Origin of the sequence: Paraburkholderia sp. GAS38, from assembly GCF_050434965.1 — a bacterium.
Taxonomy (GTDB): domain Bacteria; phylum Pseudomonadota; class Gammaproteobacteria; order Burkholderiales; family Burkholderiaceae; genus Paraburkholderia; species Paraburkholderia phenazinium_A.
The window spans coordinates 350,653-375,649 of sequence record NZ_JBNDJO010000004.1 but is presented as its reverse complement, the minus strand read 5'-3'; the positions used below and the strand labels follow the sequence as shown (position 1 = coordinate 375,649).

Sequence of the window (24,997 nt, the reverse complement as noted above, 5' to 3'; positions counted from 1 at the left end):
TCAGCCCTTCGCTCACACCCGCTCCGGCTCAGCGCCTCCCCGCGAGGCGCGCCGGATCACTTGCGGCGGCTGCCCGAACGCGCGCAGAAACGCGCGACGCATCCGCTCGCGATCGCCGAAACCCGTATCGCGCGCCACGACTTCAATCGGATGCAGGCCCGATTCGAGCATCAGACGCGCAGCCTCGATACGCAGATGCTCGATCGCCTTCGCCGGCGATTGGCCGGTCTCCGCCCGGAACGCGCGGCTGAATTGCCGCGGACTCAAATGCGCCGCATCGGCCAACTGCTCGACCGACAGTTCGGTATGAAGATTTTGCTTCGCATAAGCGAGCGCCGTCTGGATGCGATCCGAGCGCGGCTCCAGTTCGAGCAGCGCTGAGAACTGCGACTGTCCGCCGGCCCGCCGGTGATAGACCACCAGCTTCCGCGCCACCAGCCGCGCGACCTCGGCGCCCGCGTCCTTTTCGACCAATGCCAATGCGAGGTCGATGCACGCTGTCATGCCTGCAGAAGTCCACACCGGCCCGTCGATGATAAAGATGCGATCTTCCTCCAGCTTCACCTCCGGGTACTCATGGCGCAGGCGTGCCGCGAAAAACCAGTGAGTGGTGGCGCGCCGGCCATCGAGCAAGCCGGCCTGCGCCAGATTGAACGCCCCAGTGCAAGTGGAACCGATGCGCCGCGAGGTCTGCGCGGCGCGCTGCAAAAAGGCGATCAGGGCCGGGCCGGGTTCGATCACCTCGTTGTCGCCGACTACCAGCACCGTATCGAAACGGCTGTCGTCGAACGCCTGGGTCTCGACCGCGAAGCCGGCCGAGGTCTGCACCGGTCCACCATGCTCCGAGAGCAGAACGACCTCATAGACGGCCTTGCCGGCCGTCATGTTGGCGAATTCGAAGACCGTCGTGATGGCCAGGTTGATGACCTGGAAGCCGCGGTACAGCACGATTCCGATACGTAGCATGGGCGTGTCCTTGGGGTGTCGTCAGGGTGTCGCAGCGGATGTCCTGAAAAGTGGCATCTATGACATTGGAGACATCCGATTATGAGCCTAATCTCCTTTCCATGCAGGCCGACACGGGTCGGCGCTCATGAAACCAAGGAGAAATTCGATGAACGACACAGCACACAAGGGCACGGCTCTCATCACCGGCGCCTCTTCAGGAATCGGCGCCATTTACGCGGATCGCCTGGCTCGCCGCGGCTATGACCTGATTCTGGTCGCGCGCAATCGCGAACGGCTCGACCAGTTGGCCGATCGCCTGACGACGGCGACCGGCCGCTCGATCGAAGTGGTCGCCGCGGATCTCGGCAACAAGGCCGACGTGCGCCGCATCGAAGAGATTCTGCGCACCGATTCGAGCATCACGATGCTGGTGAACAATGCCGGCGTTGGCGGTGCGGGTCCGCTGCTGGTGTCCAATGTGGACACGATGGAAGCGATGATCGATCTGAACGTGACCGCGCTCACGCGGCTGACGTACGCGATCGCGCCGGCCTTCGTGGCGCGCGGCGCCGGCACGATCGTCAATATCGCTTCGATCGTGGCCGTGGCGCCGGAAGTTCTGAATGGCGTGTACGGTGGCACCAAGGCCTTTGTGCTGGCGCTTAGCCAGTCGCTGCATCATGAGCTTGCGTCGAAGGGTATCCGCGTGCAAGCCGTGTTGCCGGGCGCGACGCGCACCGAGTTCTGGGACATTGCCGGACATCCGGTCGAAAACCTGCCGCAAGGCATTGTGATGAGCGCTGACGATCTGGTCGACGCCGCGCTCGCCGGACTGGACCTGGGCGAACTGGCTACGGTGCCGTCGCTGCCGGATGCGGCCGACTGGGCGGCGTTTGAGGCGGCGCGTGCCGCGCTCGGGCCCAATCTGTCGCGCAGTGAGCCGGCGGCGCGTTATGGTGTGCGCCAGTAAGGCTCGGTGAGCCGCTGCCAGGGCGACACCCTGGCGATGCGGTCAGCGCAGGATTTTCGAAAACAGCAGATGCTTGAAGCGCACCACCGGCTGCGGGCTGCGCTGTGCCTTGGCGAGCAGGATGGAGCCTTGCAGCGACGCGACGATAAAACCGGCGACGTCGTTGCAATCGAAATCCGCGGGCAGTTCGCCCGCCTTGGCCGCCGACGCCAGGCAGTATTCGAAGCTCTGCTGCAACTCCGCGAAAATCTCCACCACGCGATGGCGAATGGCGTCGCTATGGTCGCTCGCCTCGAGTGCGAAGTTGCCGAGCAGGCAACCGTTGCGCGTCTGATTCACGCAGAGGCGCGAAATGCTCCAGTCGATATAGTCGCCAAGGCGCTTGAGCGGCGGCAACGCGTCGTTGCGCAACGTGTCGCGCAGGATGTCGCGGGTGTTGGCGAAGTAGAGCTCGAGGACTTCGAGACCGAACGCTTCCTTCGAGGCGAAGTGGTTCGTGAACGACCCTTGCGGCACCCCCGCGGCCTGGACGATGTCGCGCACGCTGGCACCCGCAAAGCCGCGTTCATGAACGACCTTGAGGCCTTCGGCGAGGATCTTTCCGCGATGTGAGGGTCTGGGCATAGTGGCTAAATTGTACGGTCGTCCATATTGGGGCGTCAACGCTGAACGCCGTCCCGGCGCCGGAAACAGTGGCCTTGGTAGGACCAGGGGAATCCTTGACTTCGTGGGACGCTTCCATTTTAATACGGACAGTCGTATTGGTTGGCGGGAAATGAGCGTATTGCGTGCGTCACGCAGGCTGCGCACTGCCGCAGGCCACGCAACAAGCACCGCCCGGGCCGCCGGGCAAACCTGAAACGCTCAAAGGGATGGGTATATGGACCGGCTGCAAGCAATGAAAGTGTTCACGCGGGTGGTGGAGACGAACAGCTTTTCCCGCGCCGCTGATACGCTGGATCTGCCGCGTGCGTCGGTCACGACCATCATCCAGAATCTCGAAGCGCATCTGAAGGTCCGGCTGTTGCAGCGCACGACGCGGCGTCTGAGCCTCACGCCGGATGGCGCGGCTTATTACGAACGCTGCGTGCGCATTCTGGCGGACATCGAGGAGACGGAAAGCTCCTTGTCCCATGCGCGGCGGGCGCCGCGCGGCAGACTGCGCGTCGATATGCCGAGCGCGCTCGGCAAGCTGGTGGTGATGCCCAAGATCGACGAGTTTCACGAGCGCTATCCGGACATCGAGCTGATGGTCGGCTTCGGCGACAAACCCGTCGACCTGATCCAGGAGGGCGTGGACTGCGTTATCCGCATCGGCACGCTGCAGGATTCGAGTCTGGTCGCACGGCGGATTGGGGTCTTCCAGCGTGTGACGGTGGCGAGCCCGCTTTATCTGGAACAACACGGCACGCCGGAGACGATCGAGGCGTTGCAGGATCACGTGGCTGTCAATTACTTCATGAGCCGCACCGGGCGCGTGGTGGATTTGACCTTCGGGGTCGACGATCAGACCGTCGAAGTGAAGATGCGCGGCAACATTGCCGTGAACGACGCCGAGGCCTATGTCGCGAGCGGCCTGAAGGGCGTGGGTTTGCTGCAGGCGCCGCGGTTTATGGCCTTGCCGCATCTGCGTTCCGGCGAACTGGTCGAGGTGCTGTCGCAATGGAAGCCTTCGCCGCTGCCGATCTCGGCGGTGTATCCGCACAACCGGCATCTGTCGCCCACGGTGCGGGTGTTCGTCGACTGGGTGGCGGAACTGTTCGGCCGTTGCCCGCTGTTCTCCGGTCAGGAAGACGCCGAACAGCGTTGCCTGCCGACGATGGCGCCGGCGGCAGTGCCCGCGTCCGCGCCGGCCATCCGGCGCAGTGCGCCTGCGCCGGCTGTGTCGGTGGATAACGCGGCATTGGCGGTCTGAGCAGGCCGTATCCGTAGATATCCTAAGCAGACCGGGCAGGGTGCTGATGCTGTAGCGGATTATTCGGTATCCCGAGATTGTGTTTCGGTTCCACAGGGCTTTATCCCGCGCCTCTTGAGCACCACAATAGCCGTCATCGCAAACAAGGAGGACGGCGCGAGCGCGCCCGACGGTAGACATGGTGTCGACGCTGGATCTTGGACTTTGTATCGAGGATGTTCGCATCACGGGGCATGCGCAGCCCATTACGCTGCGCAGCTACCGGCCGGCATCGAATGGCTTGATTTTGCCGGTGGTCGTGTATTTCCACGGCGGCGCTTTTATCGGCGGCACGCTCGACGATGCGGATACGGCGGCGCGCTACATTGCTCGCGCTACGCCGGCGTGGGTCGTATCGGTCGGCTATTCGCTCGCACCGCAGTTTCCGTTTCCCGCTGCGCCTGAAGACGGCTACCGCGCCTTGCAATGGGCCGTATGCCATGCCCGCGCGCAACGCGCCGATCCGCGCCGGCTTGGCATTGCGGGCCACGATGCGGGCGGCAATCTCGCGACCTGCGTCGCCGCCATTGCGCGCGACCGGGCCGAGGTGATGGTGTCAGCCCAGGCCCTGCTGGCGCCGTTGCTCGATCCGAGCATGACCCGCATCGCCCATCACAGCAAAACCCCAGCGACCCTCGATCTTTATCAGTGCGCGCGCTGCTATCGGGAGTATCTGCCGAATGCGACGCAGCGGCTGCATCCTTATGCGGCGCCGCTCGATTCCTGGCGGCTCGCGGGGCTGCCGCCCGCGCTGATCGCCAGCGCGCAGCACGACTCGTTGCGCGTGGAGGCCGAGACCTATGCGGCCGCGCTGACCCGTGCCGGGGTTCTCACCGAAGTGCTACGCTATACGGAGACGTCACGCGACGATCTGGCCACGCATGCCGAGGCCCTGGCCGACCTCGTCGCATTCCTGCAGAGGCAGTTGCGCGAGCCTCAGCCCGTTTGACCCGGGGCCAAGACGTGCCGCCGCTGCACACGTGCCCATAATTTCAGCGGCGTGTTCGCAACGGACTCCAACCGAAACGAAACGCTTTCCCGGCTTGCCCAGCCCACCCCACTATGCGGTAATCTGCGGACGCTCAGTCTCACATTCGATCATGCGAACGTGCCAGCGTGCGGACGTGCGGCGCCATCCGGCAACCGCTCACTCACTCACGAGCCCACCACAAGGTGCCTTATGGATTATCTGGAGAGTCTGCGGGTCTTCCGCGCGGTCGTCGAAGCGAGGAGCTTTACGCGCGCTGCGGATATGCTCGGCCTGACCACGCCGATCGTGTCGCGCTCCATTTCCGGACTCGAACGCCGTCTCGGCAGCCGGCTGTTCAATCGCACCACGCGGCAGGTCTCGCTCACCGAGGCGGCGGAACATTTCTACGAAGGCTGCGCGCGGATCCTCGACGATCTCGAAGTGCTCGAAGCCGAGGCTTCGGCGCAGACCCGCGAACCGAGCGGCGTGCTGCGTCTCGTCGCGCACACGACGGCCACCGTCAACCGGCTCGTGCCGCTGATCTCCACCTTCAAGCACAAGCATTCCAAAGTCAGTCTCGACGTGACGCTGACGGAGCGGCCGGTCGATCTGGTTGCGGACGGCTATGACCTCGGCATCGTGCTGCCTTTCATGCTGAGTACCGACACCGTGGTGACGCGCCTGCTCGAACGCATGAACTTCGCTATCCTGGCGACGCCGGAGTATCTGAAACAGCATTCGCGACCCACGCATCCATCCGAGCTCGTCGACCATACGTTTGTGGCGCTTTCGCCGGCGTTTCGCAAACCGCAGTTGACGTTCCGGCTCGGGCCGGAGGATCTGCTGATCCCGCTCAGATACGACATTGCTTCGAATAACGCCGTGTTCAATCGCGAGATGGTGCTGCAGGGGTTCGGCATCGGCGTGTTGCCCGCAACGCTGGCCCAGGCCGAACTGGCCAGCGGCAGACTGGTGGCCATTCTCGAAGAATTCGAAGTGATCGACCAGTCGGTCGATCTGCGGATCGCCTACAACACGCGCACGCTGTTGCCGGCCAAGGTGAAAGCCTTCGTCGAGCACGCAGCGGAGTTCTTTGCCGACGTGTCGGCTATCCCGGCGTCATCCGATCTCAAGATCAGGCCATAATTCTGACGATAGGGCCATTGGCCGATGTAGCCGGCGCCACGGCGCCCGGTTAGCGGCCCTCGTCGGCCTGACTCTTGTCGCCGTCACAACAATCAGATGCCCCTGCGAGATTGATCCGCACGAGCGGCATCACTACTCTGTGCACATGCACACCAACTCACCCGAAAACGACGACTGCTTCGCGATTCGTCAGGCCGCCCGGCATATTTCCCAGCTTTACGAGCGGCATTTGTCTGAAGCAGAGGTCACGCCTACTCAATTCAGCATTCTCACCGTGCTGCGCCGCGGCGCGCCGCTGACGATGCTCGAACTGGCGCAGGTGATGGTGATGGATCGAACCACGCTGGTGCGCGCGCTCAGGCCCCTGCTGCGCAACGGACTGATCGCCGGCGAACCGGACGGGCAGGGCACGCGGCGCTTGCAGCTGGTTCTGACGCAAAGCGGCCGCGCGAGGCTCGATCAGGCCATGACGCATTGGCTTGCGGCGCAGGACGAGTTTGAGCGCAAGTTCGGACCGCAACAGGCGGCCCTGCTCCGACGCGAACTGTTCCGCCTGACACGCGACGTTTCGAAAACCTAAAGAAGATTGGGCCGCTGGCCCCGGTAGCAATTGCAGTTTTCCATTCAATGTAGTGCATATACACAGGTGAAATCATGTCGAGTCCTTCAACTCCTGCTTCTGTCGTTCCCAAGCCGTCCGCCGAGGCGGCCAAGGCCGGGCGTATTCCGTGGATGCGGCTTGCCTACGGGGCGGTGGCGCTGGTGCTGGCCGCGGCGGCGGGCTACTGGTTCTTCGTCCTGCGCTTCGAGCAATCTACCGACGACGCCTACGTCGGCGGCAACGTGACGGTGATGGCGCCGAAGGTCAACGGCTTCGTCACCGACATCCTCGTGCAGGACAACCAGCATGTTGCCGCGAACCAGGTGCTGATCCGCCTCGATGCGCGCGACTACGACGCGAAACTCGCGCAGGCCACCGCCGAGGTGGATAGCGCCCGCGCGGCGGTCGCGGAGTTACAGGCGAAGCAGGTTTTGCAGGCCGCGGTGATCAATCAGCATCAGGCGGAAGTTCGGGCCTCGTCGGCTGAATTGACGCGCAGCGCGGAGGACCAGACGCGTTATCGCGAGCTGGTCAAGGACGATGCGGTGTCCAACCAGATCGTCGAGCGCGCCGACGCCGATTTCTCCAAGGCACAGGCCTCGGTGCAGAGCAGCGGCGCAGCGGTGCTTGCCGCGCAGCGCGAACTGGATGTGCTCGGTGCGCAGATCGCCGACGCGCAGGCTCGCGTCAACACGGCGCTGGCGGAGCAGCGGGTGGCGCAACTGAACGTCGACTACACGACGATCCGCTCGCCGGTCGACGGGTATATCGGCAATCGCACGGCGCGGGTCGGCATGCTTGCCAATATCGGCGCGCCGCTTCTGACCGTGGTGCCTTCTACGGACCTCTGGGTCGACGCGAACTTCAAGGAAGACCAGCTCAAGAAGATGCAGATCGGCGACAAGGCCGACGTCGCGCTCGACGCTTCGAGCCTGCCGCTGCACGGCTATGTCGAAAGCCTTGCGCCTGCTACGGGCGCCACCTTCAGCGTGTTGCCGCCTGAAAACGCCACCGGCAACTTCACGAAGATCGTGCAGCGCGTGCCGGTGCGGATTCGCCTGAATGTGCCGCGCGGGATGGAGAGCGTGTTGCGTCCCGGCCTGTCGGCGACCGTCGAAGTGCATCTGGCCGACGGCTCGCAAGCGTCGAGCAGTCACTAAGCGAACCGGACCTCCATCATGACAAGCGCTCCTTCGCTCGATCCCGCATCCCAGCCCATGCGGCAACGCGTATTTGCATTCGCGCTCATGTGCCTGGGATTTTTTATGGCAACCCTGGATATCCAGATCGTCGCATCCTCGCTGAGGGATATCGGCGGCGGACTGTCTGCGAGTCAGGACGAGTTGTCATGGGTGCAGACCGCCTATCTGATTGCGGAAATTCTCGTGATCCCGATGTCGGGCTGGCTCTCCAAAGTGTTCTCGACGCGCTGGCTGTTCGTTGCCTCCGCGGTGGGATTTACCGTTACCAGCATGCTGTGCGGCATCGCCTGGGACATCAACTCGATGATCCTGTTTCGCGGCCTGCAGGGCGCCATGGGCGCCGCGATGATCCCGACGGTGTTCACCACCGCTTTTGTGCTGTTCCCGGGCAAGCAGCGTCTGGTGGCCTCCACCACGATTGGCGCGTTGGCTTCGCTCGCACCGGCGATCGGTCCGGTAATCGGCGGCTGGATCACCGACCAGTGGTCGTGGCACTGGCTGTTCTATCTGAACGTCGTGCCGGGCGTGGCGGTGGCTGCTCTGGTGCCGAAGTATGTGAATATCGACAAGCCCGACCTGCCGCTGCTGAAAAAAGGCGATTACCTGGGAATCCTGCTGATGAGCGGCTTTCTCGGCTGCCTCGAATATGTGCTGGAAGAAGGGCCGCGCAAGAACTGGTTCGGCGATCACATCATCATCGCCTGTACATGGATCTCGGCGATCTGCGGCTTTCTCTTCATCGTCCATGCGTTGACTACCGAGGACCCCATCGTCGATCTGCGCGCGCTGGTGGTGAGAAATTTCGGCATCGGCAGCTTGCTGTCGTTCATCACGGGGATCGGAATTTTTGTGGCGGTGTTTCTCACGCCGGAGTTTCTGGGTCAGGTGCGTGGCTTCAGTTCATTGCAGATCGGTACCGCGTTGCTGTCGGTGGGCGTGTTCCAGTTGTTCGCGCTGGCGGTCTATGCGTGGGTGGCGCGGTTTGTGGATATGCGCCTGTTGTTGCTGTTCGGCCTGATCTGCTTCGGCCTCGGCTGTTACCTGTATGTACCGCTGACGCACGATTGGGGCTGGCAGCAACTGCTGTTGCCGCAGGCGTTGCGCGGTATCGGCCAGCAGTTTGCGATACCGCCGATCGTCACGATGGCACTGGGATCGCTGCCGCAGTCGCGCCTGAAGTCGGCCAGCGGGCTGTTCAATCTGATGCGCAACCTGGGCGGTGCGATCGGCATTGCGGTCAGCGCGACCATGCTCAACGACCGTCTCAACTTCCACTATCTGCGGCTCAACGAAAGCGTCACCGTGGGCCGTCCGGAAGTGGAGTCCACATTCACGGAACAGAGCGCGCATTGGTCGTCCGTGGCCGGCGACGTCCTCAATACGACCCAGTCCGGGCTTGCCGATCTTCATGCGCTGGTGTTGCGCGAAGCGTTGGTGCTGACCTACTCGGACACCTTCTATGTGCTGTCGCTGTGCTTCATTGTCGCGATAGCCAGTCTGGTGTTTTCCAAACCTTTCTCTAACGGTGCGCCGCCGCCGGACGCACATTGAGGCCTATCATGAAGAAGCTCATCGTAGAAATTCTGGCTTGTCTTTCGGTGGCCGCGTGTGCGGTCCAGCCGGCCACTCACGCGGATCTGCCGGCCACCGTCAAAACGACCGCGCCGCTCAACTGGAGCGTCGAGGCGCCGCAGGATGCGGTGGACGCGAAGACCTGGTGGTCGCAATTCGGCGACCCCGTGCTCGACCAACTGGTGGACTCCGTGCTCACCGGCAACCTCGATCTGCAGGCCGCCGTGGAACGCGTCAAACAGGCGCAAGCCATCATCACGCAAAAGCATGCGGTGCTGCTGCCGGAACTCGATGCGACGGCTACCGCCGCGGATAGCCGCATCAACACGCCGCCGCCGCTAGGCTATGTGCGCCAGGGCGGCGTGGGTCTTGCGCTGAACTGGTCGCCGGACGTGTTCGGCGGCGAGCGGCTCGATCTGCTGGCCGCGCAGGCGCAACTCGTTGGGCAACAACATGCGGAGGACGCACTGAGGCTCGCGCTCGCGGCCAATACCGCATCGGCCTATGTGGATCTGCGCTGGGCGCAGTCGGAACTGCAGATTCTTCAGGATAACCAGGTCATCCGTCAGCGCGCTTTGCAACTGACTCAGGAGCGTCTCAAGTATGGCTTGTCGACGCAACTCGATGTCGCCCGCGCGCAGAACCAGCTCGATGAATTGCAGGCGCGGATCCCGCGTGCTCAATCGACGATCGAACACGAACTGAGCCTGATTGCCGTGTATTCGGGCCGCACGCCGGAATCCGTGGACAAGCTGGTGCTGGCCACGCCCAGCCCGATTCCCAACCCGGAAGGCGCGGCGCCGACAACCCTGCCGTCCGAAGCGTTGCTGCGCCGTCCCGATGTGCTGGTTGCCTATGCGGCCGTTGAGCAGCGTGCAGCCGAAGTCGGGGTATCGAAGGCGGAACGTTATCCGAAGTTCAATCTGAATCTGAGCGATGGCTTGCTGGCGGCTTCGTATCTCGGGCTCCCGACATTGACCGACAACCTGTTCAGCGCGGCATTGAATGCCACCAGCCCGATTTTCAACGCTGGACGGATCACGGCGGATATCCAGCAGAGCGAAAGCAAGATGCGCGAATCGCAATTGAATCTGCAGCAGACGATGCTGCAGGCGCTCAGGGAAGTGGAAGACACTCGCAGCGATCTGGTGAGCACGACGGCGTCGACGCAAAAGCTGACCGACGCATTGGGGGCTTCGGATCAATCGCTCAAGCTGGCGAACCAGTTGTACAAGGGTGGTGCAACCGACTTCCTTGATGTGCTGTCGGCGCAGCAGACCTATCTGCAGGACTCCGATTCGCTGAATCAGGCGAGGCGCGAGCATGCGCTGGCTGCGGTCGCGCTGTACCGCTCGCTTGGGGGCGGGTGGAGTCAGGCGGGTGAGCCTGCACTGGCTGCAAACGGCCATGCGACGGGCGGCTGAATGCTTTGCACTTTGCGAGCCGATGAATTAGATTGACCATGGACCGCGTGCCGCACGCCCTGCGTCTGTTTTCGCCGTGGCGAGGCACGCGAACTTGCAGCCAGCAGAGGAGAAGAACGTGAAGACAGTCGGAATCTTGAGCGCGTTATGTCTGACAGTAGCCGTTGCCATGCCGGTGGCCGCTTATGCGCAGGCAAGCGATGCGATGGCCGGAATGGACAACGGTTCCATGCCGAGTGGTAAAAAGGCCGCCTCCAAGGCCGACCGTGCGCTTGCGCGGGCCGTGCGCCGCGCGCTGACGAAAGCCCAGGGCTTTAATGTCTCGAACGTGTATGTGCGAGCGCGCAGCGGGGCGGTGACCCTGTCCGGCACCGTCGATACCGGCGATCAGATCGCGCAGGCAGAGCAGGTTGCGCATACGGTGTCGGGGGTGACGTCGGTTTCGAACAAGCTCACGCTGTTTCATGGTGGGAATGGGTAGGGAGGGGCTGAACACACCCACCTTCCAAAACGCGACATCGGCAAACGAGCCATGGCGCATCGCATCATCTCCTCAAACGCCCGCCCGGCAAGGCGATCCGCCTGCCGCTAACGCCCGTGCTTTTTTCCCCGTGTCGTATTTGCGCAAGCGTCTGTCGCAATTAGTCGGCCTGTCGGGGTTTTTTCTGGCAACTATGTGGGTACACAGTGCGGGCCGGCGCCTGCACCACGAGGAGATGGATTCAATGAATTCCCCAAAGGTCGTGGTCGAAGGTTTATGTAAGGTTTTCGGGGCTAATCCCAAGCTGGCGCTCGATATGCTGGCCAGCGGCTCCACGAAGGACGAAGTGCATGCGAAAACCGGCCACGTGGTCGGGGTTCATAACGTCTCCTTCGACGTTCAGGAAGGCGAGATCTTCGTCTTGATGGGCCTGTCGGGTTCCGGCAAGTCGACGCTGATCCGCTTGATCAACCGCCTCGTCGAGCCGACGGCCGGCAAGGTGCTGGTGGATGGCCGCGACATTGCCGCCGTGCGCCGCTCCGAGTTGACCTCGCTGCGCCGTACCGACATGAGCATGGTGTTCCAGTCGTTTGCGCTGATGCCGCAACGCACGGTGCTCTCGAATGCGGCGTTCGGCCTCGAAGTGGCCGGCGTGGGCCGCAAGGAACGCGAAAAGCGCGCGCTCGGTGTGCTCGAACAGGTTGGCCTCGCAACCTTCGCGCAGAAGCTGCCCGCCGAATTGTCCGGCGGCATGCAGCAACGAGTGGGTCTGGCGCGTGCGCTGGCCGTCAATCCGTCGCTGATGATCATGGACGAAGCGTTCTCCGCGCTCGATCCGCTCAAGCGCAAGGAAATGCAGAACGTGCTGCTGGAACTGCAAAAGAACCAGCGCCGCACGATCATGTTCGTCTCGCACGATCTCGAAGAGGCGCTGCGCATCGGCAACCGCATTGCGATTATGGAAGGCGGACGGGTGGTGCAGATCGGCACGCCGCAGGAAATCATCAGCAACCCGGCGGACGACTACGTTCGCGCGTTTTTCGAAGGCGTGGATACGAGCCGCTATCTGACCGCCGGCGATCTGATGCAGACCAACGATATCCCGCTGGTGCGCAATCTGGATGTATCGAGCGTCGCGGCTTCGTTGAACGGCAGCGCCGAATACGCCTTCGTGCTCGATGCCGAACGCCGCATTCGCGGTTTCGTCACGCGCGATGCGATCGGCAACGCCGCGCCGCATCTGCGCAAGGTCGAATGCATTTCGCGCGGTGCGTCATTGGAGCATGTGGTCTCGCGCGTCTGTGCCAACGCCACCGCGCTGCCGGTTGTCGACGACGAAGACCGCTATTGCGGCTCCGTCAATCAAGCCGCCGTCCTGAAGATTCTTACGCGCAATCGAGGTTCTCATGTCTGAGATCATCCCGCTCGGCCGCTGGGTCGACGATTCCGTTCACTATCTGCTCGACCACGACGCGAATACGTTCGACGCGATCGGCAAGGCCATCGAGAGCTTCGCCGCGCTGATCGAGCATAGCCTGCAGGCGATTCCGATGTGGGCGCTGATGGCGTTCTTTATCGGCATCGGCCTGTGGCGGGTGGGCTGGCGCTTCGCGTTCTTTACCACGCTCGCGCTATTGCTGATCTATGCGACGGGCTTCTGGGACGAAACCGTCATTACGCTCGGACTGACGCTGTCGTCGACCCTGATCAGCTTGCTGTTCGGTATTCCGCTCGGCATCTGGACGGCCAAGAACAAGCATGTGGCGATGGTGGTGCGGCCGATTCTCGACCTGATGCAGACCATGCCGGCCTTCGTCTACCTGATTCCGGCTGCGATGCTGTTCGGCCTTGGCCGCGTGCCGGGGATTCTCTCGACGGTGATCTTCGCCATGCCGCCCGCCGTGCGCCTGACGAGTCTCGGCATCCGCCATGTGAACCGCGAGATCGTCGAAGCGGGTCAGGCCTTCGGTTGCACGCCGTGGCAACTGCTCTACAAGGTGCAATTTCCTAACGCGCTGCCTTCGATCATGCAGGGCGTCAATCAGACCATAATGATGGCCTTGTCGATGGTGATTATCGCTTCGATGGTCGGCGCAGGCGGTCTCGGCAACGACGTGCTGGCGAGTATCCAGCGGCTCGACATTGGACTCGGCTTCGAAAGCGGCCTGTCGGTCGTGCTGCTGGCGATCATTCTGGACCGTATCACCGAGAGCTTCGGCCGCTCGCCGGGCGCGGCGAATGTGCCGCGTTTTGCAGGCTTGCGCCAGGTGATGCGGGTACGCCGCGATCAGCCGGCCGTGCAAAGCTGATTTCGGCAAGCGGCAGTTCAAGGCCGGGCTAAGCCAAACCCAGCCCGGCCAGGTAAAACCAAACTCAACTCAGGCATCGCGAAGGCCTTCGGGCCTTCGCGATGGACAAACTCACCCTGTGCATCATGGAGCGCGACGTGACGTCTGCTACGACTGAATCGGCCCGCCTCAACGCGCCGTTGTCGAGTCTTGCGCATTTCGGTTTTTTGACGCTGCCCAGTTTTTCGATGATCGCCTTTACCAGTGCGATCGAAGTCTTGCGGATGGCTAACTATGTCGGCCGTGCGCAGCATTACCGCTGGTCGGTGCTGACCCCGGACGGCGTCCCCGCGCGGGCCAGCAACGGCATCACCGTGAAGCCGACCCGCACGCTCGAAGAGGCCGGCATGCCCGATGTGCTGATCGTCTGCGGCGGCACGCAGATCCGCAGCGCCGTCGATTCGGACGTCAAGGCGCTGCTGGGCGATGTGGCGGAGCAGGGTGTGCCACTGGGTGGCATTTGCACGGGGGCGTATGCGCTGATGTCGGCGGGCCTGCTCGACGACTATCGTTGCACCGTGCATTGGGAGGATCTGTCCACGCTGCACAAGGAGTTTCCGCGCGTGCATTTCGCCGACGAGCTGTTTGTCATCGACCGCGACCGTCTGACCTGCACCGGCGGCACCGCGCCGCTCGATCTGATGCTGAATCTGGTGGAAAGCCGCCTCGGACAAAGTCTCGCTGCTCAGGTATCCGAACAATTTATTCTCGAACGCATTCGGAGCGCGAGCGACCCGCAGCCGATTCCGGTCGACGCACGGGTGGGTTTTTCCCGTGCCGAACTGATCGAAGTGGTGCGGTTGATGGAAGCGAATATCGAAGAGCCGCTCTCGCTCGAGGAACTGGCGCGTCTCGTGCAGCTTTCGCAGCGCCATCTGCAGCGCATGTTCAAGGTCTATCTGAGCGTATCGCCGACGCATTACTACCTGACGTTGCGTCTGCGCCGCGCCCGCGATCTGTTGCGCACGACCGATGCCTCGATCGCACGCGTCACGACCGTGTGCGGTTTTCACTCACCCTGTCATTTCAGCAAGGCATACCGGGCGCAATTCGGCCATGCGCCGAGCGTCGAGCGTCGCCAACCCAATTAAATCAACAGCAAGCAAGTCAACAACAAGCGTGGAGAGAAAGAAGATGAATAGAAAGCTGATGGCCGCAGCCTGCGTACTGGGGCTGGCAAGTGCAATGGCCCATGCGGCCGATCCGGCCGTATGCCGCGACGTGCGTTTCGCCGACGTGGGCTGGACCGATATCGCGGCGACCACCGGTCTTGCCTCGACGGTATTCGAAGGTCTGGGGTATCACCCGACCAAAACCATCGCCTCGGTGCCGATTACGTTTGCCGGGATCAAGAGCAAGCAGATCGATGTGTTCCTCGGCTATTGGGCGCCCACCATGGACCCGATCATCACGCCGTTCGTCAAGGCGGGCACGATCAAGGTACTGGCGACGCCGAACCTGACCGGCGCGAAATACACGCTGGCAGTGCCGGACTATGTGTATAACGGCGGCCTGAAGAACTTCAACGATATCCAGAAGTACGCCGACAAGCTCAACGGCAAGGTCTACGGGATCGAACCGGGTAACGACGGCAATGCGCTGATCAAGAAGATGATCGACGGCAATCAGTTCGGCCTCGGCAAATTCAAGCTGGTCGAATCGAGCGAAGCGGGCATGCTGGTCGAAGTGAACCGGGCGATTCGCGAGAAGCAATGGATCGTGTTCCTCGGCTGGGAACCGCATCCGATGAATGTGCAGATGAAGATCGATTATCTGGCCGGCGGCGACGATGTGTTCGGGCCGAACTACGGCGAAGCGAAGGTGTTCACGGCGACGCCGCCGGACTACGCCGCGCGCTGCCCGAATGCGGCGAAGCTGGTGTCGAATCTGCAGTTCACCACGGCCATCGAAAACCATGTGATGGTGCCGATCATGAACAAGACCGACGCGAATCAGGCCGCGTTGAGCTGGCTCAAGGCGAATCCGCAGGTGCTGGATCAGTGGCTGGCGGGCGTGACGACAATCGACGGGAAACCGGGCTTGCCGGCCGTGAAGTCGTATATCGCCGCGCACTGAGCTGCAACGAAGTCTCCATGTAGCGGGGCGTGAGTTGGGCCGGCGGGTTCGGCACACGCCCCGTGCTTTTTTGCTGCGTAGTTATCTGCGATCCGTCCTCTATCATGCGGCGCGATTGCCCTGATCATGCGCGGATCTCGAATCCGTTCGCATACTCCCGCGGATCGCTGCCGTCCCACACGCGGCCGTCTATCAGAACCTGCGAGGCGGTCTCAGCCGGAATCGCAATGCCGATACTGTGCGCCGCTTCACGATACAACTGCGTTTGATTGATGGCTGCCGCGATCTCCCGATAGTCGTCGCGGCGCGCGATCATTCCCCAACGCTCGTATTGCGTCAGAAACCAGACGCCGTCGGCCGCGCGCGGATAGTTGACCGTGCCGTCTTCGAAGAAGCGCACGGGCAACCTGTTGGACTCCGGCGACACGCTGTCGCGCGTGAGCCGTCGCGCGATCAACGCTTCATCGATGCCGATAAATTCCGGCCGCACCAGCCAGCGTGCAATTTCGTTGCGATGTCCAGGACCATCCAGCCAGCGGCAGGCTTCAAGCAGTGTTTGGACCAGTGCCCGCGCCGTATTGGGGTGCCGGCTCACAAAATCGCGCCGGCAGGCGAGCACTTTCTCCGGATGATCGGGCCATATTTCGCTGCTGTAGGCAATCGTGCGGCCGACGCCGCGCGCTTCGGCGGCGGCATTCCACGGTTCGCCTACGCAGAGTCCGTCCAGCCGGTCTTCTGCAAGCGCGGGCACCATCTGCGGTGGCGGTATCACCACGCTTTCGATGTCGCGCAACGGATGCACGCCTTGCGAAGCGAGCCAGTAGTACAGCCACATGGCATGCGTGCCGGTCGGGAAGGTCTGCGCGAAGACCGGCTTGCGGCCGAGTGTGGCGAGGGCTTGCGGCAGCGTGCGCTGTTCGGCCAGAGCGTCGGCAAGACGGTTCGATAGCGTGATGGCCTGGCCGTTGCGGTTGAGCACCATCAGGACGGCCATATCCGTTTGCGGACCGCCGAGGCCTAGCTGTACGCCATAGGGCAGGCCGTATAGCGCATGAGCGGCATCCAGTTCGCCGGCTAGCAGTTTGTCGCGCAGCGCGGCCCATGAAGGTTGACGCGAGAGTTCGAGTGTCAGGCCGTGGGCATGCCCGAACTCGAGCAGCTTCGCGGCCACGAGTGGCGCCGCGTCGGCAAGCGACACAAAACCGAGCCGCAGATGCGTCTTCTCGAGCCGCGTGGGCGCGGAGGGTGGGGTAAGGGGAGCAGGTTGGTTCATGAGCCACGCTTCATTTGGGCAGGTCCGCAGCCTCGACGATCTGGCGCGCGATCTCGGCGAGCTTGACGCCCTGGTTCATTGCACGCTTGCGCAGGCTCGCATAAGCGGCGTGTTCGGCCAATTTTTGCTGATCCATCAGGAGACGTTTGGCGCGGTCGATCAGCTTGCGCTCGGCCAGTTCGTTTTCGACTTCGGCGAGCCGCTCGCGCAACTGGCTTTCCTGTGCGAAGCGGGCGAGCGCCACTTCGAGAATTGGTGCGAGCTTCTCGGTGGCCAGGCCTTCGACGAGATAGGCCGTGACACCGGCGCTCACGGCATCGCGAATCAGTTGCTGGTTGGCATCGTTGCTGAACATCAGCACGGGGCGCGGCGCGGTCGCCTTCATGACCGCCAGTTGTTCGAGCGTGTCGCGCGATGGAGATTCCGTGTCGATGATGATCACGTCCGGCCGCTCGCTTTCGACCCGCCGATGCAACGCCTGCGAGGTCGTCGTGCCGGCCAGCATGTCGTAGCCGAGCCGCGCGAGGGCATCGCGCAGATCGCCAATCGGCTTGTCGGTATCGGTTACGAGTAATACACGCAGCATGGTTCGAATCGGGTCAGCGACATCAAGGATTCAGCTTGGGTTTTAGCAGTTTTGCGCGGTTCCGGCTGGCGAGGGCTGCAGCCTGGCGCGGCGCGGCTGCGCTTGTTGGACGACAGCCGTGCGGGACGCCGTGGAGGGGAGTGGCTATGAGGCCTGGTGCTGCGGTTCATGAAGGTTCCGTCGTCGAATCGCCATCCGGTCTGATGGGGACCGGATGCGATGAACGTCGAACGTCATTGCCCGACTTCAAATACGAAGCGGCGTCTTTCTGGCTGGTAAAGAAGGGGCCGGGGAAGACGCTGTTGTGCCTGGTGGAGCCGGTGACGGTGGCCTTGCGCCGTGCGGTTTCCACTCATGCCCTTCCGCGCCTTTGCGGAGGACCGTGAGGTTTAAGCAAGCGGTATGCCATCCGTGGGGATGGGCGGGGAGGATTGCCTGAGCGGAGCGGAGGAGCGGGGCGGCATGCACGATGACGGTGCGAGGTACGTGATGCGCACTGAACTGGCGCGTGTTCGGCATGCGTCGTATCGCGGAGCTGGTCGCGATACGACGCACGGCGTGCGGGTGTCAGGCGGTATTCGACTCCGCTTCCGGCCAGAGTCGTGGGAAAAGATAGCGGAACAGCCCGATCGGCAGCGCGAGTTCGACCGGCCCTTTGGGCGTTCTCGAGCGGACAATGCCCAGCTTGAACAGATCCGCGAGGGCACGATCGGCCGTTCGCGTGGGCAGGCCCATCATCCCTTTGAATCTCGCCCGGTCCATTGACTTCACGGTTCCGAGATAAGCAAGCGGTTGTGCCGCTTCGGTTCTCAGGTATCGGTAGTCTTCTTTGGTTGCTTCGGCCGCGAGCATCTGCGCCAGCCGGGCTTCGAATGCCTGCATCTGCAACATGCCGTCCATAAACCTGATTTGATCGAGGCAGATATTCATGGCAAAGGAGATGAATTTCACCAGACCGCTTTCGCTCAATACACCTCTGCCATCGTAGTCGCCTTTGCGGCGTGCGTCGGCCGCCGCCAGATGTTCATAGTAAGCCGTGTGTTCGCGCGCAAGGCCTCGCATTGGCGACCAGAGTCCTTGCGTCAGACCCAGCGCCGACAGTCCGATATGCGTATGCAACCGTGCAGTACGGCCATTGCCGTCCAAAAACGGGTGAATCCACGCCAGCCTATGGTGTGCCGCCATCAAGGCGATCACGGCGGTTTCTCCCGCCCGGGCATAACGGTATGCCCGATGCCACTCTTCGACAAAGTTCGCCACGGTGGCCGGATCGGGAGGGATATGCGTGCCGACCTTGACGCCTCTGTCTCGCCACACTCCCGGCGTAATTTTCTCCTCATTGCCATCGTCGTCCATCTGCACGAGGTCGTCCGGCGACAGCTGATCATGCAGATGGCGATGAATGGCTTGAGGGACCTTGCCCTCGAAGAGCGTAGTGGAGTCCCAGGCCGGGAATGTTTCCTCTCCCCACCTTTCCGTAGCGATATGAGCCACCGCGATGCGTTGCTTGCGTGCTTCCGCGGGCTTGCTGGAAAAATCCTTCTGGAGTGCCTGCTCGATCAGTAGAGGCTCAGTGTGCTGGCCTTCTATTTTGTTGGTGTAGTACGAATTCATGGGACGTAGCGCTTCACGCAATAAATCGCGCAGATGCGGCATTCCATGAGCGGCCAGATCTTTGGCTTGCCCGATTACCTCGGCGGCCACCGGGCGCAAGCTATTGAGTTTCGGGTCCGAGGGAAGCAGTGGATGCATCTGATGGACCGCGTGGTACGGATATTTTGATTCAATGCTATCCATGGCAACTTTCTTGGCGGATCTCGTGGTGGATCTTACAAAAAAATTATAGCACAAAAAATCCTTTTATTACAAATACATAGACGGTTTGTGGTTGATGTCGTGGTCGATCTTCTGGTAGATATTCAGGCGGTCTTTGCCACGCGCCGGCGGCGACGTATTCATCCCCTACGCCCTTATCCACTCGGGGGTAACCCCTATTCCCACTCCGTGACCACGAGGACTACGATCCGCCTCATCTAATTATAGAACATCATTCTGTCAGATAGAACGACATTCAAAGGACTCAAAAAGGCTCGTCATGATTTCCCTTCCGCTTTCCGGCATCCGCGTGCTGGATCTGTCCAATGTGCTGTCCGGTCCGTTCTGCACCTACCAGCTGGCGCTGCTCGGCGCCGCTGTCCTCAAGATCGAGAACCCCACCGGCGGCGACCTGGCCCGGCGTCTGGGCGCGGACCCGCAAGCCTCGGCGCGCAATATGGGGGCGTCGTTCGTGGCCGTGAACGCGGGCAAGGAGTCGATGACGCTCAACCTCAAGCACGAGGCCGGCAAGGACATCCTGCGCAAGCTCGTGGCCGACGCGGACGTGCTGGTCGAAAACTTCCGCCCGGGCGTCATGGACCGGCTGGGTCTGGGCGCGAAATCGTTGCTCGAACTGAATCCGCGTCTTGTCTACTGCGCCATTTCCGGGTTCGGCAACGACGGTCCGCTGGCGCACCGTCCGGCTTACGATCAGATCATCCAGGGCATGTCGGGCGCGATGAGCGTCACGGGCGACGCCGAAAGTGCACCGCTGCGCGTTGGCTATCCGGTCTCGGATACGGTGGGCGGCATGAACGCCGCGCTGGCGATCTGCGCCGCGGTGCTGGCCGCGCAACGCACCGGCGAGGGCAGGATCATCGATGTCTCGATGCTTGAGGCGACGCTCTCCAGCATGGGCTGGGTCGTGTCCAATTATCTGAACGCCGGCGTGACCCCCACACCAATGGGTAACGAAAACTTCACAGCGGCCCCGTCCGGAACCTTCGTCTGCGGCGACGGCATGCTGAATATCGCCGCCAACGAGACCAAGCAGTTTGTTGCGTTGTGCGAACTGATCGGCCGCCCCGATCTGCCGCACGATGCGCGCTTTAGCGAGCGCAATACACGCAAGCGTTATCGCGCGGAGTTGAAGCAGGAAATCGAAGCCGCGCTCGCCCTCGACACCGCCGGCAACTGGGAGCAGCGCATGACCGCGGCGGGCGTGCCGGCTGGGCTCGTTCTGAGCGTGCCGGAGGCGATCGGCCAGCCGCAACTGGCCGGCCGCGGTTTCGTACATGAACTGCAGGACGGCGACACCGTGCAGCGGGTGACCCGCGCGGGCTTTCGCTTTGCCGATGGTCATGGCGAGTTGTCGAGCGGCGCACCCGTCTCGCGCGCGCCGCATCTGTCCGAACATACGGATGCGCATTTGCAGCGTCTCGGTTTTGATGCCGGCGCGATTGCGCGCTTAAGAGAAGACGGCGCTATCTGACGTCGCACCGCGAAGAGATCTGATTGGAGGAGACCATGAGACAAGCATCGAATGCCGTGGCGCGCGCCGGATTGGCGAACGCGGTAGAGCACAACGCCGATCAGGAGTCCCAGGCGCGCGGCATTGTCGCGCGGCTGGACCGCCTGCCCGCCACGCGGCATATCTGGAAGATCGTGTTTCTGCTGTCGCTGGGCGGCTGTTTCGAGTTCTACGACCTGTTTATGACCGGCTATATCGCGCCGGGGCTGATCGTGAGCGGTCTGTTCGTCAAGACGTCCACCTCGATCTTTGCCATGAACAGTATCGCGGCCTTTGTCGCCGCGACGTTTCTCGGCCTCTTTATCGGCACCATGGGACTCGGCTTTCTCGCCGACCGTTACGGCCGCCGCCGCATCTTCGTGGTGGCCTTGCTGGCCTATACGCTCGCGAGCATTCTGATGGCGTTTCAGCAAAGCGCGCTTGGCGTGAATGTGTTCCGCCTGCTCGCGGGGATCGGACTCGGCGTCGAGATGGTGACCATCAACACCTATGTGGCCGAACTGATGCCGAAGGATCTGCGTGGCCGAGCGTTTGCCATCACGCAGATCGTGCCGTATTGCGCGGTGCCGGTGGTGGCGCTGATGTCATGGTGGCTGGTGCCGCAGCAACCGTTCGGTCTCGACGGCTGGCGCTGGGTGGTACTCGCAAGCGCGGCCGGTGCGGCGATTGTATGGGTGATCCGGCTCGGTATCCCCGAAAGCCCGCGCTGGCTCGTGACGCGTGGGCGCCTCGATGAAGCGGCGCGGGTCACGCAGGACATCGAGCGCGTCGTCGAACGTCAATACGGACAGCCGTTGCCGTCGCCCGTGCCGCATACGCACAGCGCGCCGACCGTCGAGCGGCGCTTTCGCGACATCCTGAGGGCGCCGTATCTGAAGCGCACGATCATGATGTCGGTCTATAACGCGGTTTCGGTGATCGGCTTTTACGGCTTCAGCAACTGGATTCCTTCGCTGCTCACCAGCAAGGGCATCAATCTGGTTCACAGTCTGCAATACTCGTTTCTGATGTCGATTGCGCTGCCGCTCGGGCCGGCGTTGTTTTTCTACTTCGCCGACAAGATCGAACGCAAGTGGAGCCTGGTGGGCGCGTCGGGTGCGATCGCCGTATTCGGGCTGGCCTTTGCGCAGCAAACCGGATCGTTCGGTCTGATCGTGTTCGGCTTCTGCATGAACCTCGCGCTGACCATCATGACGTACTCGTTTCAGACCTATCAGTCGGAGTTGTACCCCACCGAGATCCGCGCACGGGCAATTGGCTTCGTCTACTCATGGAGCCGTCTGAGCGCGATTTTCTCGGGCTTTCTGGTTGCGTTCTTTCTGCGCGATTTCGGCGCGAACGGCGTGTTCGTCATGATCAGCAGTTGCATGGTGTTTGTGATGTTGCTGATCGGCATCATGGGACCGGCCACCAAAGGTCTCGCACTCGAAGATATCAACCGTTGAAATGACCGCCATGAACAGTACACCTATCGATTCCGCCGCCCTCGCCGCCGATTACTGGAGCACGTCGATCATCGACATTCACCCGGGCTCGATCCAGGTGCGCGGCTATCCGATTCAGGAGCTGATCGGCGCGATCAGCTTTCCGCAGATGATCTGGCTGATGCTGCGCGGCGAATTGCCGGGCGCGGGCGAAGCGCGTCTGCTCGAGGCGGCGCTGGTGGCGTCGGTGGATCACGGTCCGCATGCGCCTTCGATTGCGATTTCGCGCATGGCCGTGAGTTGCGGCTTGCCGCTGAACGGCGCGATGGCTTCGGCGTTGAATACGCTCGACGATGTCCACGGCGGCGCCGGGCAGCAGACCGTCGAGCTGTTTCACATCGTCGAACGGGCGCAGGCGGACGGGGCATCGCTGGAAGCAGCGGTCGAGTCGTCCATCGACGCCTTTATCGTCGCGCATGGCAAATATCTGCCGGGCTTCGGACATCGGTTCCATCCCGTGGATCCGCGTGCGGGCCGCCTGCTGGCGATGGTCGACGAAGCCGCCGCCGAAGGCGTGGTCTCCGGCCGATACGCCGCGATTGCACGCGCCATCGAAGCCCTGCTCAAAGGGCGCAAATCGAAGCCGATTCCGATGAACATCGACGGCGCCACCGCCGTGATCTACGCCGAACTCGGCTTCGCGCCGGAACTGGCGCGCGGCGTCTTCTGCCTGTCACGCGCGGTCGGCATTCTGTCGCATGCGTGGGAGCAGCGCGGGCGCGGCGAGCGCAACAAGGGGCCCATGCCCCGGCAGATGCCGTATCGCTATACGGGGCATGCCACGCGGCATGTCGAGGAGGAAGGGCAATGAACTGGAATCCAACTCCACCCGTCGTCGGGACCGCGGTTCATACAGCCATGCCGCAGACGCTGCGCCGTCATGAGGTGACGGAGTGGTCGCGCGCCAACAAGGGCGGGGCGGTGGTGGATTCGTTTATCGAAGGTCCGTGTTTCGACCGCGAGAGCAATCTGTATATCGTCGATATTCCGCACGGACGGATCATGCGGATTTCGCCGGCGCTCGAATGGAGCGTGGTGGCCGAATACGACGGCGAGCCGAACGGACTGGCATGGCATCCCGACGGCCGCGTGCTGATTGCGGACTACAAGAACGGCATTCTCGCGCTCGATCCCGCCAGTGGGGCCATTACGCCGGTGATCGCACGGCGCAACAGCGAACGCTTCAAAGGGCCGAACGATCTGATCGTCGCGAGCAACGGCGATCTCTACTTTACCGATCAAGGCCAGACGGGCTTGCACGATCCCACTGGGCGCGTCTACCGGCTGCGTCCCGATGGCCGCCTCGACTGTCTGATCTCGAATGGCCCAAGCCCGAACGGACTGGTGCTGAGTCCCGACGAAAAGGTCCTGTTTGTCGCCATGACGCGCGATAACTCGGTGTGGCGCCTGCCGCTGCTGGCGGACGGCAGCACCAGCAAGGTGGGCCGCTTTGCGCAGTTCTATGGCGTGAGCGGGCCGGACGGCCTGACGATGGACCGCGACGGCAATCTGTTTGTGGCGCATGCATCGCTCGGCGCGGTGTTCGTGCTCAATCCGCATGGCGAGGGCATCGCCAGGATCGAATCGTGCGCGGGCCGTACGATCACCAACGTGACGTTTGGCGGCGCGCACCACAGCACCTTGTTCATCACGGATTCGAGCAGCGGGTCGGTCTTGACGACGCAGTGGAATACGCCGGGCCTGGGCGGGTAAAATGATGTTCTGTCAGGCATAACACAGCACTAATGGCCTCTTCCCGTTCTTCCAGCGCCTCCAGTCCCGCCTCCGCTGACGATGCGCAAGCCGTCTCGGGGCCGTCGAGCGCCCCCGATGGTGTCGCCGCGCTCGATCGCGCCTTTGCCATCCTGTTCGCCTTTCGCCCGGACGACAAAGGGGTGTCGCTCGCCGAACTGGCCGCCCGTACCGGGCTCTACAAAAGCACGATCCTGCGGTTGATCGCGTCGCTCGCGCATCACCGCATGCTGCTGCGCTCGGACGACGGTCTTTACTTCGTCGGCCCGGCCACGCTGCAACTCGGCGCGCTATACCAGCGCAGCCTGCAACTCGGGGATGTCGTCCTGCCGTTGATGCGCCGTCTGCGCGACGCCAGCGGCGAAAGCGTGTCGTTCTACGTGCGGCAGAAGGACCTGCGGGTCTGCTTGCATCGGGTCGATTCGACGCATGCGATCCGCGATCACGTCCGCGAAGGCGACGTCCTGCCAATGGACAAAGGCTCGGGTGGACGCGTGCTGAGCGCGTTCGGCGACGGGCGGGGAGAGTTGTGCGAACGAATCCGCCACGACGGCTATTACATGTCGGTGGGGGAGCGGGATGCGGAAACGGCGGGCATTTCGGCGCCGGTGTTTTCGGCGGCACAACCGCTTGCCGGCACGTTCACGCTGGCTGGGCCGCGTTCGCGTGTCGACGAAGCATTGATGCTGCGGATGCGTCAGCCGATGCTGGAGACCGCAATTGAAGCCAGCGAACAGCTCGGCGGCGATGCGACCCCGCTGCGCGCCGCTCTGGCATTGCTCAAGCCGGAGAAGGCGCGCGAAAAGCTCCGCTAGCGGTAGGGCCGTAAGCGGGCCGTCAACGCGACGGCAAACGTGCCGCCGC

The 24,997-nt window shown here is 62.6% G+C and carries 23 protein-coding genes; 18 read left to right on the top strand and 5 right to left on the bottom strand.

What is annotated here, in order from left to right:
• Positions 1–12: 12 nt before the first annotated feature.
• Complete coding sequence (locus tag P3T42_RS12080; protein ID WP_429306156.1) at positions 13–966, bottom strand: GlxA family transcriptional regulator; 954 nt, start codon at positions 964–966, stop codon at positions 13–15.
• Positions 967–1,114: 148 nt separating this feature from the next.
• Here P3T42_RS12080 and P3T42_RS12075 point away from each other — a divergent pair, with 148 nt between their 5' ends.
• Positions 1,115–1,918: an SDR family NAD(P)-dependent oxidoreductase gene (locus tag P3T42_RS12075; RefSeq protein WP_074295123.1), complete on the top strand. Its 804-nt coding sequence runs from the start codon at positions 1,115–1,117 to the stop codon at positions 1,916–1,918.
• A 42-nt stretch (positions 1,919–1,960) separates the two neighbouring features.
• Here P3T42_RS12075 and P3T42_RS12070 read toward each other — a convergent pair whose 3' ends face one another.
• On the bottom strand, positions 1,961–2,542 hold the full coding sequence (locus P3T42_RS12070) for a TetR/AcrR family transcriptional regulator (RefSeq protein ID WP_074295124.1): 582 nt from the start codon (positions 2,540–2,542) through the stop codon (positions 1,961–1,963).
• Positions 2,543–2,798: 256 nt separating this feature from the next.
• On the opposite strand from P3T42_RS12070, the gene P3T42_RS12065 reads away from it, so the two are divergent.
• The 12 genes from P3T42_RS12065 to P3T42_RS12010 all read left to right on the top strand — a co-directional run bounded on the left by P3T42_RS12065 (position 2,799) and on the right by P3T42_RS12010 (position 15,692).
• Complete coding sequence (locus P3T42_RS12065) at positions 2,799–3,833, top strand: LysR family transcriptional regulator (RefSeq protein ID WP_083640288.1); 1,035 nt, start codon at positions 2,799–2,801, stop codon at positions 3,831–3,833.
• A gap of 178 nt (positions 3,834–4,011) precedes the next feature.
• Positions 4,012–4,821 carry an alpha/beta hydrolase gene (locus P3T42_RS12060; RefSeq protein WP_429306155.1) on the top strand — a complete coding sequence of 270 codons (810 nt, stop codon included), beginning with the start codon at positions 4,012–4,014 and terminating at the stop codon, positions 4,819–4,821.
• A 231-nt stretch (positions 4,822–5,052) separates the two neighbouring features.
• A complete protein-coding gene (locus tag P3T42_RS12055; protein WP_429306154.1) occupies positions 5,053–5,988 on the top strand; it encodes a LysR family transcriptional regulator in 936 nt (311 codons plus the stop codon).
• A gap of 229 nt (positions 5,989–6,217) precedes the next feature.
• Positions 6,218–6,568, top strand: a complete 351-nt coding sequence (locus tag P3T42_RS12050) for a MarR family winged helix-turn-helix transcriptional regulator (protein WP_429306153.1) — start codon at positions 6,218–6,220, stop codon at positions 6,566–6,568.
• Positions 6,569–6,642: 74 nt separating this feature from the next.
• Positions 6,643–7,749 carry an HlyD family secretion protein gene (locus P3T42_RS12045; RefSeq protein ID WP_074295128.1) on the top strand — a complete coding sequence of 369 codons (1,107 nt, stop codon included), beginning with the start codon at positions 6,643–6,645 and terminating at the stop codon, positions 7,747–7,749.
• Positions 7,750–7,767: 18 nt separating this feature from the next.
• Positions 7,768–9,342, top strand: coding sequence for a DHA2 family efflux MFS transporter permease subunit (locus P3T42_RS12040; protein WP_074295129.1), 1,575 nt, complete (start codon positions 7,768–7,770; stop codon positions 9,340–9,342).
• Positions 9,343–9,350: 8 nt separating this feature from the next.
• Positions 9,351–10,787: an efflux transporter outer membrane subunit gene (locus P3T42_RS12035; RefSeq protein WP_429306152.1), complete on the top strand. Its 1,437-nt coding sequence runs from the start codon at positions 9,351–9,353 to the stop codon at positions 10,785–10,787.
• A gap of 118 nt (positions 10,788–10,905) precedes the next feature.
• The gene (locus P3T42_RS12030) at positions 10,906–11,268 is read left to right on the top strand and encodes a BON domain-containing protein (RefSeq protein WP_074295131.1); all 363 of its coding nucleotides are present in this window, start codon (positions 10,906–10,908) and stop codon (positions 11,266–11,268) included.
• Between the two features lie 244 nt (positions 11,269–11,512).
• Positions 11,513–12,682: a quaternary amine ABC transporter ATP-binding protein gene (locus P3T42_RS12025; protein ID WP_074295132.1), complete on the top strand. Its 1,170-nt coding sequence runs from the start codon at positions 11,513–11,515 to the stop codon at positions 12,680–12,682.
• Complete coding sequence (choW, locus tag P3T42_RS12020; protein WP_074295133.1) at positions 12,675–13,577, top strand: choline ABC transporter permease subunit; 903 nt, start codon at positions 12,675–12,677, stop codon at positions 13,575–13,577. Before P3T42_RS12025 ends, choW begins: the two co-directional genes overlap by 8 nt.
• A gap of 125 nt (positions 13,578–13,702) precedes the next feature.
• Positions 13,703–14,707 (top strand): GlxA family transcriptional regulator, encoded by a 1,005-nt coding sequence (locus tag P3T42_RS12015; RefSeq protein ID WP_429306300.1) that lies wholly within the window; start codon positions 13,703–13,705, stop codon positions 14,705–14,707.
• Positions 14,708–14,750: 43 nt separating this feature from the next.
• Entirely contained in the window at positions 14,751–15,692 is a 942-nt protein-coding gene (locus P3T42_RS12010; RefSeq protein WP_074295134.1) for a choline ABC transporter substrate-binding protein, read from the top strand.
• Between the two features lie 124 nt (positions 15,693–15,816).
• Here the strand turns inward: P3T42_RS12010 and P3T42_RS12005 are convergent, their stop codons facing one another.
• From P3T42_RS12005 to P3T42_RS11995, 3 genes are all read right to left on the bottom strand, one after another.
• Positions 15,817–16,965: a CmpA/NrtA family ABC transporter substrate-binding protein gene (locus tag P3T42_RS12005; RefSeq protein WP_429306151.1), complete on the bottom strand. Its 1,149-nt coding sequence runs from the start codon at positions 16,963–16,965 to the stop codon at positions 15,817–15,819.
• Positions 16,966–16,975: 10 nt separating this feature from the next.
• Positions 16,976–17,551 carry an ANTAR domain-containing response regulator gene (locus tag P3T42_RS12000; RefSeq protein WP_074295136.1) on the bottom strand — a complete coding sequence of 192 codons (576 nt, stop codon included), beginning with the start codon at positions 17,549–17,551 and terminating at the stop codon, positions 16,976–16,978.
• A 567-nt stretch (positions 17,552–18,118) separates the two neighbouring features.
• Complete coding sequence (locus P3T42_RS11995) at positions 18,119–19,348, bottom strand: Fic family protein (protein ID WP_429306150.1); 1,230 nt, start codon at positions 19,346–19,348, stop codon at positions 18,119–18,121.
• Between the two features lie 301 nt (positions 19,349–19,649).
• Between P3T42_RS11995 and P3T42_RS11990 the strand changes: the two genes are divergently transcribed.
• From P3T42_RS11990 to P3T42_RS11970, 5 genes are read left to right on the top strand one after another with little or no spacing between them, the layout of a single operon-like run.
• Complete coding sequence (locus P3T42_RS11990) at positions 19,650–20,858, top strand: CaiB/BaiF CoA transferase family protein (protein ID WP_429306299.1); 1,209 nt, start codon at positions 19,650–19,652, stop codon at positions 20,856–20,858.
• A 35-nt stretch (positions 20,859–20,893) separates the two neighbouring features.
• Positions 20,894–22,342 (top strand): MFS transporter, encoded by a 1,449-nt coding sequence (locus P3T42_RS11985; RefSeq protein WP_429306149.1) that lies wholly within the window; start codon positions 20,894–20,896, stop codon positions 22,340–22,342.
• A 1-nt stretch (position 22,343) separates the two neighbouring features.
• Entirely contained in the window at positions 22,344–23,192 is an 849-nt protein-coding gene (locus P3T42_RS11980; protein WP_429306148.1) for a citryl-CoA lyase, read from the top strand.
• On the top strand, positions 23,189–24,094 hold the full coding sequence (locus P3T42_RS11975) for an SMP-30/gluconolactonase/LRE family protein (protein WP_074295138.1): 906 nt from the start codon (positions 23,189–23,191) through the stop codon (positions 24,092–24,094). The genes P3T42_RS11980 and P3T42_RS11975 overlap by 4 nt, the downstream gene beginning before the upstream one ends.
• Before the next feature lie 32 nt (positions 24,095–24,126).
• Entirely contained in the window at positions 24,127–24,948 is an 822-nt protein-coding gene (locus P3T42_RS11970; RefSeq protein ID WP_429306147.1) for an IclR family transcriptional regulator, read from the top strand.
• The last annotated feature ends 49 nt before the right edge of the window (positions 24,949–24,997 follow it).